The organism is Phyllobacterium myrsinacearum (assembly GCF_002980555.1).
Lineage (GTDB): Bacteria > Pseudomonadota > Alphaproteobacteria > Rhizobiales > Rhizobiaceae > Phyllobacterium > Phyllobacterium myrsinacearum.
This window is the reverse complement of sequence record NZ_PVBT01000003.1, coordinates 120,891-135,866: the sequence shown is the minus strand read 5'-3', so window position 1 is coordinate 135,866 and position 14,976 is coordinate 120,891. Positions and strand designations below refer to the sequence as shown.

At 60.4% G+C, this 14,976-nt stretch carries 14 protein-coding genes; 5 read left to right on the top strand and 9 right to left on the bottom strand.

From position 1 onward, the window contains the following. The first annotated feature begins 2 nt into the window (after positions 1–2). Positions 3–536 (top strand): DUF934 domain-containing protein, encoded by a 534-nt coding sequence (locus tag C5750_RS11300; RefSeq protein WP_105734594.1) that lies wholly within the window; start codon positions 3–5, stop codon positions 534–536. 10 nt (positions 537–546) lie between these two features. Here C5750_RS11300 and C5750_RS11295 read toward each other — a convergent pair whose 3' ends face one another. Both C5750_RS11295 and C5750_RS11290 read right to left on the bottom strand, forming a co-directional pair. Beyond that, positions 547–1,107, bottom strand: a complete 561-nt coding sequence (locus C5750_RS11295; protein ID WP_105734010.1) for a L,D-transpeptidase — start codon at positions 1,105–1,107, stop codon at positions 547–549. A 155-nt stretch (positions 1,108–1,262) separates the two neighbouring features. Next, positions 1,263–2,201, bottom strand: a complete 939-nt coding sequence (locus tag C5750_RS11290; protein WP_105734009.1) for a nucleoside hydrolase — start codon at positions 2,199–2,201, stop codon at positions 1,263–1,265. 112 nt (positions 2,202–2,313) lie between these two features. On the opposite strand from C5750_RS11290, the gene C5750_RS11285 reads away from it, so the two are divergent. Further along, on the top strand, positions 2,314–2,736 hold the full coding sequence (locus tag C5750_RS11285) for an Hsp20 family protein (protein ID WP_105734593.1): 423 nt from the start codon (positions 2,314–2,316) through the stop codon (positions 2,734–2,736). A 143-nt stretch (positions 2,737–2,879) separates the two neighbouring features. Beyond that, on the top strand, positions 2,880–3,149 hold the full coding sequence (locus tag C5750_RS11280) for a BQ00720 family protein (protein ID WP_105734008.1): 270 nt from the start codon (positions 2,880–2,882) through the stop codon (positions 3,147–3,149). Between the two features lie 99 nt (positions 3,150–3,248). Here C5750_RS11280 and pncB read toward each other — a convergent pair whose 3' ends face one another. After that, positions 3,249–4,556, bottom strand: a complete 1,308-nt coding sequence (gene pncB / locus C5750_RS11275) for a nicotinate phosphoribosyltransferase (protein WP_105734007.1) — start codon at positions 4,554–4,556, stop codon at positions 3,249–3,251. A gap of 279 nt (positions 4,557–4,835) precedes the next feature. On the opposite strand from pncB, the gene C5750_RS11270 reads away from it, so the two are divergent. Then, the gene (locus tag C5750_RS11270) at positions 4,836–6,005 is read left to right on the top strand and encodes an efflux RND transporter periplasmic adaptor subunit (protein WP_105734006.1); all 1,170 of its coding nucleotides are present in this window, start codon (positions 4,836–4,838) and stop codon (positions 6,003–6,005) included. Between the two features lie 8 nt (positions 6,006–6,013). Then, entirely contained in the window at positions 6,014–9,151 is a 3,138-nt protein-coding gene (locus C5750_RS11265; RefSeq protein ID WP_105734005.1) for an efflux RND transporter permease subunit, read from the top strand. Positions 9,152–9,214: 63 nt separating this feature from the next. Here C5750_RS11265 and C5750_RS11260 read toward each other — a convergent pair whose 3' ends face one another. From C5750_RS11260 to hydA, 6 genes are read right to left on the bottom strand one after another with little or no spacing between them, the layout of a single operon-like run. After that, on the bottom strand, positions 9,215–10,201 hold the full coding sequence (locus tag C5750_RS11260) for an ABC transporter substrate-binding protein (protein WP_105734004.1): 987 nt from the start codon (positions 10,199–10,201) through the stop codon (positions 9,215–9,217). Between the two features lie 26 nt (positions 10,202–10,227). Continuing rightward, complete coding sequence (locus C5750_RS11255) at positions 10,228–11,337, bottom strand: ABC transporter permease (protein WP_245421086.1); 1,110 nt, start codon at positions 11,335–11,337, stop codon at positions 10,228–10,230. After that, entirely contained in the window at positions 11,334–12,209 is an 876-nt protein-coding gene (locus tag C5750_RS11250) for an ABC transporter permease (protein ID WP_105734003.1), read from the bottom strand. The genes C5750_RS11255 and C5750_RS11250 overlap by 4 nt, the downstream gene beginning before the upstream one ends. Then, positions 12,206–12,667: a GNAT family N-acetyltransferase gene (locus C5750_RS11245; protein ID WP_245421085.1), complete on the bottom strand. Its 462-nt coding sequence runs from the start codon at positions 12,665–12,667 to the stop codon at positions 12,206–12,208. Before C5750_RS11245 ends, C5750_RS11250 begins: the two co-directional genes overlap by 4 nt. A 9-nt stretch (positions 12,668–12,676) precedes the next feature. Then, complete coding sequence (locus C5750_RS11240; RefSeq protein WP_199537996.1) at positions 12,677–13,471, bottom strand: ABC transporter ATP-binding protein; 795 nt, start codon at positions 13,469–13,471, stop codon at positions 12,677–12,679. 35 nt (positions 13,472–13,506) lie between these two features. Continuing rightward, a complete protein-coding gene (hydA, locus tag C5750_RS11235) occupies positions 13,507–14,961 on the bottom strand; it encodes a dihydropyrimidinase (protein WP_105734001.1) in 1,455 nt (484 codons plus the stop codon). Between the last annotated feature and the right edge of the window lie 15 nt (positions 14,962–14,976).

Sequence of the window (14,976 nt, the reverse complement as noted above, 5' to 3'; positions counted from 1 at the left end):
ACATGTCTGAAAAGCCCGAGAGCCAGCTTTGGGGCCGCGAGGGTTTCCGCGAGGACCCCTATATCACGGCTGAAACGCTGGAGGAGGCAGGCGATGCCCCGGCGGTCATCCTGCCGCTGGCCGTCTGGCTCGGGCTTGACGAGGGCGTGCGCAATGCGACCAACCGGCGGATCGGCGTTTCCGTCGCGCCCGGCGAAAGCATCGATCCGCTTCTGCCGTTGCTCGGTTCAATCCCTGTGATTGCGCTGCAGTTTCCAGCCTTCAATGACGGCCGCTCCTATTCGAAGGCCGAGGTGCTGAAAGATCGCCATCAGTACCAGGGTGAACTGCGTGCGGTCGGCGATGTGCTGATCGATCAGGTCGCCTATATGCTGCGTACCGGCTTTGACACGCTGAAGGTCACCCATTCGGTGACGTTGACGCGCCTTGCCAACCATAACCTGCACGACACGCCGGTCTATTATCAGCCGGGCCGCGGCTCCCACACCAGGGCGGGCACCTATAGCTGGCGCCGCGTGCCCGATACGCGCTCCTGAACGATCCGGTTCACAGGACGACGACCGCGGTTCCCAGTGGAACGCGGTTGTACAGGTCGACCACGTGCTCGTTGATCATGCGGATGCAACCGTTGGAGACGGCCTTGCCGATCGATGAGGGTTCGGTGGTGCCATGGATGCGGTAATAGGTGTCGCGGCCATTGCGGTAGAGGTAGAGGGCGCGGGCCCCCAGCGGATTGCTGCCGCCGCCGGCAACCCCGTCCGCATAGCGGGCATATTTTTCTGGCTGACGTTTGATCATGTTGTCCGTCGGCTGCCAACGCGGCCATTTGGCTTTGCGCCCCACTTCCGCCGTTCCCGAGAAGGCCCGTCCGGCCCGTCCGACGCCGATGCCGTAACGGATGGCTGAATACTCATCCTCGACGAGGTAGAGAAAGCGGTTGCGCGGATCGATGATGACGGTTCCGGCCTCTTCATAGGTCGGGTAATCAACGATTTGCGGCATGTATTCCGGGTTGAGGATAAAGGGTTTCCTGGGTTTTGCCGAAGCTGCCTGAGGCGCGGCAACGGTCACCATCAATCCGCAGAAGAACGTCCGTCGTGTCAGCATATCGATCCCAACAGGCTTGAGCGCAGCCCTTGCGGGCCTTCCGGTCACGGGAGGATTATGCGCGGAAATTGCTGACTGAAGGTTTACGCCGACTCACCTTTTCGTGATGAAACAAGGAGATAGGTCCGGCGGCGGGCTGCCGGACCTGCTTTGGTTCAGGGAAGACGGGCGATGCGTTCAATCAGGAGGTCGAAGAAACCCTCATCGTTCACATCGCGTATATAAAAGGCGTTTTTCGGCCTGTCGGTCACGCCCCACCAGTCGACGACGGTCATGCCGAGGGTAAGGTCTGACGCCGTTTCCACGACGACATTGCAATGCCGCCCCTTGTAAAGCTCCGGCTTCAGGAGATAGGCAATAACGTTCGGATCATGCAGCGGGCCGCCATCGCTGCCATATTTCTCTTCATCGAACCGCTCGAAGAATTCCAGCAGCTCCGCGGACGCAGCGCCGGACCGGGTTCCCATGGCCCGGAAGCGCTCAATCCGCCTGGCGCTGGTCAAAGCCTTGTGCGTCACATCCAGTGGCAGCATCACGATGGGTACACCCGATGTCAGCACGATATGGGCCGCCTGCGGATCGACATAGATGTTGAATTCGGCCGTCGGGGTGATATTGCCGCCCTCGAAAAAGCCGCCGCCCATCAGCACGATTTCGCGGATGCGCGTGGCGATCTGCGGGGCGCGGATCAGAGCCTGGGCAATATTGGTGAGGGGGCCGAGCGGACACAGGGTCACACTGCCGCTCTCCTGCGTCAGCAAGGTCTCGATGATGAAATCGACCGCATGCTGGTCCTGCAAGGGCATGGCGGGTTCCGGCAGGTCCGGGCCATCGAGACCGGTCTTGCCGTGGACGTTTTCAGCCGTGACCAGCGCGCGCATCAGGGGCCGGTCGGCACCGGCAAAGACCTTCACATCCGGCCGTCCTGCCAGCTCGCAGATCTTCCGGGCGTTGGTTTTGGTCAGGTCCAGGGGAACATTGCCGGCAACCGCCGTGATTCCCAGAACATCCAGTTCCGGGCTTGCCAGCGCCAGAAGGATCGCCAGCGCATCGTCCTGGCCGGGATCGGTGTCAATTATGATTTTCCGCGTCATCTCTTGCTTTCATTCTCTTGAAGTCTGCTTGCCGATCGACCATATCAAAGGACAGAAGGGAAATGCCATCTCCGGGTTTCTCTTTTCGGTCGCTTTTCTGAGGACTGCACAGATGACACGAATGACACCGTTTTCAAGCCCTTTGCTGCTTGGTTTCGACACGATGGAAAAGACGCTGGAGCGTATCGCCAAATCCGGTGATGGCTACCCGCCCTACAATATCGAACGCATCCACGCCGACAGTGGCCGGGAACAGCTTCGCATCACCCTCGCGGTCGCCGGCTTCTCCAATGACGATCTCGAAGTGACGACAGAGGACAATCAGTTGGTCATCCGCGGCAGGCAGGCCGATGAAAGCGAACGGGAATATCTGCATCGTGGCATTGCCGCGCGCCAGTTCCAGCGCATTTTCGTTCTTGCCGATGGAATGCGCGTGAGTGCTGCCACATTGAAGAATGGGCTTCTGTCGATCGATCTCGACCGTCCGGAACCCGAACGATTGGTCAAACGCATCAACATTGCAGTTCAGGACTAGCGCATAACCCCAAAAATCACTTCGATTTTTGGAAAGGATTATGCGCCACTAAAGGGCTACTGCGTCCTTTATGCGTCCAGGTGGACGCATGGCGCAGTAGTGTGGCTCTAACAGGACGGGGCCTTTGGAAGGACTGTCCGAATATGGAGGCTGATATGCAAAACACTGTTTCGAAGAATTTCCTGAGTGAACTGGAATTCTCGCGTCTTGGCGCCGGACAGGTCGCCTATATGCGCAAGGTGAAGACTGACGATCTCGCCACCAGTTTCCCAGCATTGCCGCCGATGACACCGGGTGTCGAGCTCTGGGCGCTCTTTGCCGCCAATGGCGACCCCATCGTGCTTTCCGATGAACGCGACAATATCCTTGTCGGCGCGCAGGAACACGAGCTGCAGACAGTCATGCTGCAGTAACAGCCGTCCGGTCGACGCTGAATTTCCAAACCCCGCCGGCTTGCCGGCGGGGTTTTATTCATATCGGTCCACGCAGGATAGCAATGCGGCTTCTTCCACTTAAACCTTCACGGCCTGTTCCACCCGGTCTTCCGCGCCGAACAAGTCCAGATAGCGTTTGATTTCGGCCTTGTCGCCGGTTGCCTTCTTCGGATTGTCCGAAAGCTTGACGGCAGGGCGGCCATTGGCCTCGCTGACCTTGCAGACCAGGGAAATGGCATTGAGCTGGTCGTTGAAACGCGGTGCGCAATCCTCGAAATCATTGGTGAGGTTTGTCCCCCAGCCGAAGCTCATGCGCACCTTGCCCTTGAAATGATGATAGGTTTCTTCGATCGTCTCGACGTCAAGCCCGTCTGAAAACACCAGGAGTTTGCCGCGCGGGTCCTTGCCCCTGGAGCGCCACCAGGACAGAATCTTTTCCCCGCCCTCGATTGGCGGCGCACTGTCCGGGCGAAAACCCGTCCAGTCGGCAACCCAGTCGGGTGCATCGCGCAGAAAGGCAGCGGTCCCGAATGCGTCCGGCAGCACGATGAGAAGATTGCCGCCATAGTAGCGGTTCCAGTCCTGCAGCACCTTGTAGGGCGACTTCAGCAATTCCTCGTCCGTCCGGCTGAGCGCCGCCAGGACCATCGGCAGCTCGTGCGCATTGGTGCCGAGCGCTTCCAGGTCATTGTCCATGGCAAGGAGCACATTGCTGGTGCCGGTAAAGGCTTCGCCGATGCCTTCCTTCAGGGCTTCCACGCACCAGCGCTGCCACAGGAACGAATGGCGGCGGCGGGTGCCGAAATCGGAAATCCGGATATCGGGCAGGGAGCGCAGCCGTTCCACCTTCGTCCACATCTTGGCCTTGGCACGGGCATAGAGCACGTCGAGTTCGAACCGCCCCATCTTCTTCATCGCCGCGCGCGAGCGCAGTTCATTGATGATGGTGAGCGCCGGGATTTCCCACATGGTCGTGTACATCCATGGGCCATGGAAGTTCAGCTCGTACTGGCCGTCCCGTTTGGTCAGCTCATATTCCGGAAGCTGGAAATGCGTCAGCCATTCGAGAAAGTCGGGTTCGAAGATCTGCTTCTTGCCATAAAACGTATTACCGCCAAGCCAGATCATTTCCTTCTTGGAAAAGCGGATGGTGCGGGCATGGTCGAGTTGCGCGCGCAGTTCTTCCTCGTCGATCTCGTCGCCCAGCCGGACGCGTGTGGTGCGGTTGATCAGCGTGAAGGTTGCATCAACCTTGGGGTAAACACCCCAGATCATCTGCAGCATCAGCAATTTATAGAAATCCGTATCCAGCAGACTGCGGACAATGGGGTCGAGTTTCCACGTGTGATTGAACACGCGGCGTGCAATGTCGGTCTTCGTCGCCATTGAATGCTCTCCTTCCGGAATTTCCGCCCGCCATGTTGCACGGCAAAAACCGCCCATCAAGCATAACCGGGCATAACCGGCTAAATTCTGCAGTCAAAGCCTCGCAGGCATTTGCATTAAATCTTTGTAACCTCACCGTTTTGTCATTAACGGCGACATCAAAGCGCTTTATTCATGTCGCTAAACAACCTTTCGCGCCGGGATGCGCATTGGGATACAATCAAAAATACAGTGGTGCTGGCTCCGCGGGTGGCGGAACCGGCCTTTTTGGAGTGATGTATGAAAGTCTGGAAACAACTTGTTCTGGTTGTCGTTATCCTCGCCGTTGCCGGCGCGGGATGGCTGTATTTCTTTCCGGGCGCATCCAGTTTCCTGAAAAAGGCCGGTGCCGACAAGGTTCAGACCGCGGCAAAGGAACCAGCCCAACCCAATGGGCAGGGACGGGGCGGACAGGCCGTTCCGATCGTCGTCGTCCGGGCAGCCAACGCGGCCAAGATCAATGACAAGCTGTCGGCCATCGGCACGGGCAAGGCAAAGAGCTCGGTTTCGGTCACACCGTTTGCTGCGGGACGCATGACGGAAATCCTGGTCACTTCGGGCACCAAGGTTGAGGCTGGTGACGTGATTGCCCGGCTTGATTCCGAGGCGGAGACCATCGCGGCCGACAAGGCGCGCACGATGCTCAAGGACGCCCAGACCAAGCTGAAACGCGCGGAAAATCTCAGCACCACCAACACCGTTTCCGCCGTGCAGGTGTCCGATGCCGGATTGGCTGTCGACAATGCCGGTCTCGACCTGCGTGAGGCCGAACTGGCGCTGGACCGGCGCGCCGTCAAGGCGCCGATTGGCGGCATCGTCGGTATTCTGCCCGTGAGTGCCGGCAACTACATCACCACGACGACGCAGATCGCGACCATCGCCGATCGCAGCGAGGTGCTGGTGGACTTCTGGGTACCGGAACGCTTTGCCCCGGCCATCAAGGTTGGAGCCGCCGTCACCGCCACTTCCGTTGCCCGTCCGGGCGAGACGTTCAAGGGCACGATCAATGCCATCGACAACCGCATCGATCCTGACAGCCGCACGCTGCAGGTGCAGGCGAAGATCACCAATCCGAACGATGCCCTGCGTGAAGGCATGGCATTCCAGGTGAATATGGGATTTGCCGGAGAGACCTATCCGACGGTTGATCCGCTGGCGATCCAGTGGGGCACGGACGGTGCCTATATCTGGAAGATTGCCGATAACAAGGCGCAGCGCGTTCCCGTCCGTATCATGCAGCGCAATGCAGCCTATGTTCTGGTCAATGCCGAGATCAACCCGGGTGACCTTATCGTCGCCGAAGGCGTGCAGGCCGTTCGCCAGGGTGGTACGGTCCAGATCAAGGGCCAGCCTGCCAACCAGACGGATTCCGGCGCGCGGCCGCTGGCTTCCGTCGGCGAACAGGGCTGAGGTGTGGCGTGAGCAATTCGCACGGACAGTCCGGCTCCAATTTCACCGCCCTTTTCATCCGCCGCCCGGTGTTGGCCCTGGTGCTCAATGCCCTGATCGTGGTTGCCGGGCTTGCCGCCTATTATGGCGTCGACGTGCGCGAGCTGCCGGACGTCGACCGGCCCGTGGTGACGGTATCCACAACATTCCAGGCCGCCGCGGCCGAAACGGTCGACCGCGAGCTGACCGCTGCGATTGAAGGCGCGGTGTCGCGCGTTTCCGGCGTCAAAGCCATTTCCTCCAGCTCATCCTTCGGTATCAGCCGTGTCACCGTGGAATTCAACGACGGCGTCGATCTCAACGTTGCCGCCGCCGATATGCGCGATGCCATCAGCCGCATCACCAACACGCTGCCGGAACAGGCCGACCCGCCGCAGATCGTCAAGGCGGATGCCAATGCCGATGCGGTGATGCGCCTTGCCGTCACCTCGACCACGATGCCCGTTGAAGACATGACCGTTCTGGTGGAAGACCAGATCAAGGATGTGCTTGCATCGGTGCCCGGCGTCGCCGACGTGCAGATCAACGGCAACCGCAGCAAGATTTTCCGCATCGACATCGATCAGGGCAAACTGGCAAGCCTCGGGCTAACGGTCGCCAATGTCCGCACGGCCCTTGATACGATGGCGTTCGACACGCCTGCCGGCCAGATCAACAGCAGTGCCCAGAGCATCGTCGTTCGCGCCACCGCGCCGGTGTCGACGCCGGAGGATTTCGAAAACATCATCATCAAGGATCGCACCAAGATCCGGGATGTCGCAACCGTGACGCTTGGTCCCGATATCGGCACGTCGACACTGCGCGCCAATGGCAAGACCGGTATTGGTCTTGGCATTATCCGCCAGGCGCAATCCAACACGCTCGATATCTCCAAGGGTATCCGGACGGCCATCGGTCAATTGCAGAAGACATTGCCGGAAGGCGTCGATATCCGCGTGACCAGTGACGATGCCGATTTCATCAACGGTGCCGTGCATGAGGTTGAAATCGCACTGGGCGCCTCCGTCTTCATCATCATCCTGATCATCTACCTCTTCCTGTGGGATCTGCGTGCGACGTTGATCCCTGCCGTGTCGATGCCGGTTGCCCTGATCGGCACCATCTCGGCGATCTATCTCGCCGGATTCTCGATCAACATTCTGACATTGCTGGCGCTGGTGCTGGCGACGGGTCTCGTGGTGGATGATGCCATTGTCGTGCTCGAAAATATCGTCCGGCGCCGCAACCAGGGCATGGGGCCGCGCGCCGCTGCCGTGCTTGGCACGCAGGAGGTGTTTTTCGCGGTCATCGCAACGACGGTGACGCTGGCGGCAGTGTTCGTGCCGCTCTCGTTCCTGCCTGGACAAACCGGCGGTCTGTTTCGCGAGTTCGGCTTCGTGTTGGCAATCTGCGTGCTGCTCTCGGCCGTAGTCGCGCTCACGCTCTGCCCGATGCTGGCTTCGCGCCTGCTCTCGGCAAGCGAAGCCAAGCATGAGGATATCAACCATTCGCCCGGCCTGATCAGGCGTGTAGGGGGCTGGTTCCTCGAAGCCTACCGCCGCATGCTGCACGGGTGCCTCGCCGCGCCGTGGCTGGTGGTCCTGGCGTCGCTGCTGTTTGCCGGTGCGGCCTTTGGCGCCTTTTCGCTGCTCAAGCAGGAATTGACACCGAGTGAGGATCGCGCCTCCGCCTTCCTGCGCATCACCGCGCCGCAGGGCGTCAGCCTTGAATATCTCAACGACCAGATGCGCCAGATCGAAACGCTGATCCAGCCGATGCGCGATTCCGGCGAAATCCAGAATACCTTCTCCATCGCCGGACTGAACGGCAACACCAACCGCGGCTTCATGGTGCTCAGCCTTGCCACGTGGAAGGAACGCCACCGGACGCAGCAGGAAATTCTCGCCGACGTGTCCAAGCGCGTGCGCAATATTCCCGGCATCCAGGTTTTTGCCGCCCAGCCCAATTCGCTCGGCATTCGTGGCGCCGGCAACGGTCTACAGTTCGCCATTGTCGGAACCAGTTACGCCGACCTCGGAACGGCCGCTGCCAAGATAGTCTCGGCGCTTGAAAAGGACAAACGTTTTGACCGGCCGCGCCTGACCAATGAACCGACGCAGCCACAGCTTTCCGTGTCCATCGATCGCGAGCGTGCATCCGATCTCGGCATCGAGATCACCGGCCTCGCCGAGGCGCTGCAATCGGTGCTGGACGGCTACAAGATTGGTTCGGTCTACATCGAGGACCGCAGTTTTGACGTGAAGCTGGTTTCGACCACCAATCCGATCAACGATCCGACGGATCTGGAAAACGTCTTCATGCGCACCAGCGACGGCCGCTTCGTGCCGATGGCGACCATCGCCAAGCTGACGGAAGTGGCCGTGCCGCCGGCATTGACCCGTGAGCAGCAGATGCGGTCTGTCGCCATCACCGCCGCGCTCAGCCCCGACTTTGCCCTCGGCGATGCCTACAAGGTAGCGCAGGAGGTGGCTGCGCCACTGCTCCCGCCGGGCTACCGCATCATTCCGCTCGCCGAGGCAGCAACGCTCGGCGAGAATTCCGCCAGCATGTTCGTCACCTTCGGTTTCGCCATCCTGATCATCCTGCTTGTGCTGGCCGCACAGTTTGAAAGCTTCATCAGCGCGGTTATCGTGATGGCGACTGTTCCGCTCGGCCTGGCCTGCGCGGTCTTCGCCATGATCCTGACCGGCACCAGCATGAACGTCTACAGCCAGATCGGGCTGGTTCTGCTTGTCGGCATCATGGCCAAGAACGGTATTCTGATTGTGGAATTCGCCAATCATTTGCGCGATCAGGGCCGCACTGTGCGGCAGGCCATCGAGGAAGCCTCCAATATCCGGCTGCGCCCGGTGGTCATGACCATGCTCTGCGCCATTCTTGGCGGCGTTCCGCTGGTTCTGGCCAGCGGTGCTGGCGCTGAGGCCCGCATTGCCCTCGGCTGGGTCATCGTCGGCGGTCTCGGACTTGCCACGGCCTCGACGCTGTTCCTGACGCCCGTTGCCTATCTCCTGCTCGCCGGTTTCTCCAAGCCGAAGGCGGAAGAGGAAGCGCGGCTGGAACGGGAACTTCTGGAAGTGGTGTCGCAGCCGCCCTTGCCCGCGGAATAGGGCCGTCTTTACAAGCAAAAGGCGGGGATTGCTCCCCGCCTTTTTCATTCCAGCTGCGAATTATTATTTCGCGGCGTCCGTGACCTTCGTTGTCCAGGCGCCTTCCGGCTTCTTGGTAATAACGGGATCGGAACCGCCGCCGAGGAGTGTGTCGACGGTGCGTTCTGCCGCTGCCACATCGAGCACGCCGGTTGAGCCTTCCGTCAGCTTGTTGATCTCGGCCACCATACGCTTCTGGTGCTTTTCCGTCTGCGCGCCGCTCGCATCGTTTTCAAGCACGATGTTGGCGGCTTCATCCGGATGCTGGCGGGCATAGTCCCAGCCCTTCATCGAGGCCTTGACGAAACGGGCAAGCTTTTCCACCATCTTCGGGTCATCGAGGCTCTTCTGCAGCACGTAGAGACCGTCTTCGAGCGTGGCCACCTTCTCGTCCTCATATTTGAACGTGACGAGTTGATCAGCAGGAATACCGGCATCGATCACCTGCCAGTATTCGTTGTAGGTCATGGTCGAGATGCAGTCCGCCTGCTTCTGGATCAGCGGATCAACGTTGAAGCCCTGCTTGAGGACGGTCACGCCATTCGGTCCGCCATCGGTCTTCAGGCCCAGATGGTTCATCCACGACAGGAACGGATATTCATTGCCGCCGAACCAGACGCCGAGGGTCTTGCCCTTGAAATCCTGTGGCTTGGTGATGCCGGTCTCCTTGCGGCAGGTCAGCATCATGCCCGAGCGCTTGAACGGCTGGGCGATATTGACGAGCGGCAGGCCCTTTTCACGGGTGGCAAGAGCCGACGGCATCCAGTCGACCACCACATCAGCGCCGCCACCGGCAATTACCTGCGGCGGGGCAACATCAGGCCCGCCCGGCTTGATCTCCACGTCGAGATTGGCCTCCTTGTAGAACCCCTTGTCCTTGGCGACGTAATAGCCGGCGAACTGGCCTTGCGTGACCCATTTGAGCTGCAGGGTCAGCTTGTCGGCAGCCAGCGCCGAACCCGCCATCAGCGTCATCGCCAGCCCCATCGTCAATGCAATCGTCTTCTTCATGTTTCAGTTCTCCTCTGTTCTTGTTTTTAAGTTCTGTAGGAAGGGTGCCAGAAAGTAACTGCCCGCTCGACGAGGGTAATAAGCCCGTAAGACAGGGAGCCCGCAAGCGCCGCGGCGAAAATTTCCGCCCAGACCATATCGACATTCATGCGGCCGACTTCGGCCGAGATGCGGAAGCCCATGCCGACAATGGGCGAGCCGAAGAATTCGGCAACAATGGCGCCGATGAGGGCCAGCGTCGAATTGATCTTCAGCGCGTTGAAGATGAAGGGCATGGCGGCGGGAAGGCGCAGCTTCAAAAGGGTCTGTCCGTAGCTGGAGCCGTAGGTCTGCATCAGGTCGCGTTCCATCGCGCCGGATGCGGCAAGTCCGGCCACGGTATTCACCAGCATGGGAAAGAAGGTCATGATGACAACCACGGCGGCCTTCGATTCCCAGTAGGAGCCGAACCACATCACCATGATCGGTGCGATGCCGACAACCGGAAGAGCGGCCACGAGATTGCCGATGGGCAGCAGTCCCCGGCGCAGGAAGGGTACCCGGTCGACAATGATGGCGGCAAGGAAGCCGGAGCCGCAGCCGATGGCATAACCGGCAATGGCGGCTTTCAAATAGGTCTGCTGAAAATCCGCCCAGAGCGTCGGCACGGAACTGGAAATGCGCTCCGCGATCATGGAGGGAGGCGGCAGCAGGATGCTCGGTACGCCGAAGCCGCGGACAATGATTTCCCACAGGATCAGCAGCCAGGCACCGAACAGCACCGGCAGGGCGAGATTGACCAGCCGCTGGGCCTGCGGCGAAGCCAGTTTCAAACCGGCCAGATTCTGCACGCTGAACCATGCAAGCAGCCAGGACGATGCCACCATGCACCAGTAGCCGATCGACGGTCCCGGCGGCTGCGGCATCGCATGGAGCAGTCCAATGAGGCAGAAGGCGACCACATGGACAAGCACGAGAACGACGACCAGCGATGGTATAGATACGCTCGTGAACATGGCAACGGCGGCTGCAACGAACAGGATGACCGGGGTCGAATAGGTGAGCGTGTCGAAAACATCGCCGCCGGACGATATCAGCAATCCGGGAACGGCGAGCAGGAAGGCGGCAATGGCCAGCGGCGAACGGGATAGTCTCATGGCCGTACCCCCATGCGCCGGTTGACGAGTGTGGCCATCAGCCCGATCAGGCTGACGAGAATGGCCGCCATCAGCGCGGCTGCAATCAATGCGGCCCAGATCTGCACCGTCTGGCCGTAGTAGGAACCGGCCAGGAGCCGCGCACCGATGCCCGCGACCGCCCCGGTCGGCAATTCACCGACGATGGCGCCAACCAGGCTGATGGCGACGGCAATCTTCATCGAGGTGAAGAGATAGGGCATGGATGCCGGCCAGCGCAGCTTCCAGAATACCTGTGCCTTCGACGCGTTATAGGTGCGCATCAGGTCGAGATGCATAATTTCCGGCGAGCGCAGGCCCTTGACCATGCCGACGGCAACGGGAAAGAACGATAGGTAGGTGGAGATCATCGCTTTGGGCAAAAGCCCCGTGATATTGACCGCGTTGAGCACCACGATGATCATCGGCGCAATGGCCAGGATCGGCACGGTCTGCGAGGTGATAATCCACGGCATCAGGCTTTTATCCAGCGTGCGCGAATGGACTATGGCAATGGCCAGCAGGATGCCGAGCAGCGTGCCAAACCCGAAACCCAGCAGGGTCGAGGACAGGGTGACACCGCCGTGATAAACGAGGCTGCGTTTCGATGTCGGGCTGATATCGAAAACGGTCTTGCGGATTTCCTCGGCGACCTGATGCGGTGCGGGCAGGACTGGGCGCTCCTGCGCCATCGTATTGGCAATCAGTTGGCCGGTGGAGATTGTCGTGTTGGCGCGCGCGGCCTGATCCCGTTCGAACGGCGCATTGAGGACAATGGCAAAGGCATACCACAGCGCCAGAATGGCCAGGAGGACCGTTCCCACCGGAATGACGCTGTTGCGGATGAAGTTCATGAATGCATCCCCGCTTCAGGCTGCCATCGGTACAGAATATCCGGCAAATGTTCTTCATTGTCGCCATCGGTGCGGCGCACTTCGGTGAAGCCTTCCCGTCTGTAGAAGGATTGGGCGCCGGTATTTGCCACAAAGGTCCAAAGCTGCACCGGTCCCGCGGCCTGCCGCTTGGCATGATCCAGCAATGCCTTGCCGACGCCCCTGCCGCGCCGGTCGGCATGCACGTAGAGCGCATTGACCATGTTGTCCGGCGCGAGTGCGACCATGCCGGCCACGGCGTCATGGTCATCGGCGACAAAGACTTCATATCTGGAAAAGACCGTATCGCAATAATAGTCCGTGACATCGTCGGCGGAATGAATGCGTGGCATCCATTCCGTCGCGTCGATCCACGCATTGACGATAGCCGCGCAGTCGGACATGTCACGCAGTTTGGCGGCGCGGATCGTGATCATCATCTGCCCCGGTTACTCGTCATAGGAATGGCCATGGCGCAGACCCTCGCGCACCCGGTGGGCAATCTCGAGAAATTCCGGCGTCTCGCGGATATCGAGCGTGCGTTCCGTGCCGAGATTGCAGTCGATGATCTCATGAATGCGGCCGGGACGCGGGCTCATCACCACGATCTTGGTCGAAAGGAACACCGCTTCCGGAATGGAGTGCGTGACGAAGATCACCGTCTTCTGCGTCTTGGCCCACAGCTTCAGCAGCTGTTCGTTGAGGTGGTCGCGGACGATCTCGTCCAGCGCACCGAACGGTTCGTCCATCAGCAGCATGTCGGGATCGAAGGATAGCGCCCGCGCTATGGAGGCGCGCTGCTGCATGCCGCCCGACAGCTGCCACGGGAATTTTTTCTCGAAACCGGCAAGGTTGACCAGCTCGAGATTTTTGGCGATGCGGCTTGCCCGTTCGGCTTTGGGTACGCCCATCACTTCCAGCGGCAGGGAAATATTGCCGCCGATGGTGCGCCAGGGATAGAGCGCTGCCGCCTGGAACACGTAGCCGTAGGCGCGTTTCTGCCGCGCTTCCGACGGTGTCATGCCATTGACGGAAATGGCCCCTGATGTCGGCTGCTCCAGATCGGCGATCACCCGCAGGAGGGTGGTCTTGCCGCAGCCCGACGGCCCGATGAAGGATACGAACTCACCGCCATCGACCGCAAGATTGATGTTCGACAGGGCGTTGACCGGCCCGTCATTGGTCTGGAAAACCAGGGAGAGGTCCTTGACGTCGATCACATTCTTGGGCGTCGCGTTTGGCATTGACTGGGCCTTGGGTCGGAGCGCGACGACTGTCATCAGACACCCGCCGGTATGTTTTTCGGATCGCGTTCCACCTTACGCGGTGCCGTGAGTTCCTTCCACGTGGAAAGTGCACGATTGGCCGGTGCATTGGCCTCGCGTTCGACAAAGCGGCCGCTGCCGGTCGGCGCCAGCACTTCGCCGTCCTTGTAGGCGATCTGCCCGCGCGACAGGGTGATGCGCGGCAGGCCGGTAACCTCGATCCCTTCGAACACATTGTAGTCGATGGCGGATTTCTGTGTCTTGGCGGAAATCACCTTCGACGCTTCGGGGTCCCAGATGACGATATCCGCATCGGAGCCCTGCAGAATGGCACCCTTGCGCGGATAGATGTTGAGGATGCGGGCGATGTTGGTGGAGGTCACGGCCACGAACTCGTTCGGCGTCAGGCGGCCGGTGCGAACGCCCTTGGTCCACAGGACAGGCATGCGGTCTTCAAGGCCGCCGGTACCATTGGGAATCTTGGTGAAATCGCCGACGCCAAAACGCTTCTGTTCCGTGGTGAAGGCGCAGTGATCGGTTGCCACCACCTGGAGGCTGCCGGAGGCAAGACCAGCCCATAGGCCGTCCTGATGGCTCTTGTCGCGGAAGGGCGGCGACATCACCCGGCGGGCCGCGTAGTCCCAGTCCTTGTTCCTGTATTCGCTCTCGTCCAGCGTCAGATGCTGCACAAGCGGTTCGCCATAGACGCGCATGCCTTTTTGGCGGGCGCGGCGGATGGCTTCATGCGCCTGTTCGCACGACACGTGCACGATATAGAGCGGCACGCCGGCCTGATCGGCGATCATGATGGCGCGGTTGGCCGCTTCCCCTTCAATTTCCGGCGGGCGGGAATAGCCATGGGCTTCCGGTCCGTTGTTGCCTTCTGCCAGGAGTTTCTGCTGGAGATGCGCAACCACGTCGCCATTTTCCGCGTGGACCAGCGGCATGGCGCCGATCTCGGCGCAGCGCGTGAACGAGGCGAACATCTCGTCATCGTCCACCATCAGGGCGCCCTTATAGGCCATGAAATGCTTGAACGTGTTGATGCCGCGTTCCACCACCTTCGGCATCTCGTCAAAAATCTGCTTGTTCCAGCCGGTGATGGCCATGTGGAAGGAATAGTCGGTGCGCGCCTTGCCCGCCTTCTGGAACCAGTCCTGCAAGGCTGCCAGCAAGCCATCGGCGCCGGGCAGGACGAAATCGACCACCATGGTGGTGCCGCCCGCCAGCGCAGCGGCGGTGCCGGTGTCGAAATCATCGGAAGAGTGGGTGCCCATGAAGGGCATTTCGAGATGGGTGTGCGGATCGATGCCGCCCGGCATCAGGTAACAGCCCGTCGCATCGATGATCTCATCGCCGGAAAGATCAGCGCCGATCTGAGCGATGATGTCGCCGTCGATCAGCACATCCGCCTTGTAGGTGCGGTCGGCGGCAATGATGGTTCCGCCTTTGATCACTTTCGTAGCCATGTGTCCGTTCCCCTT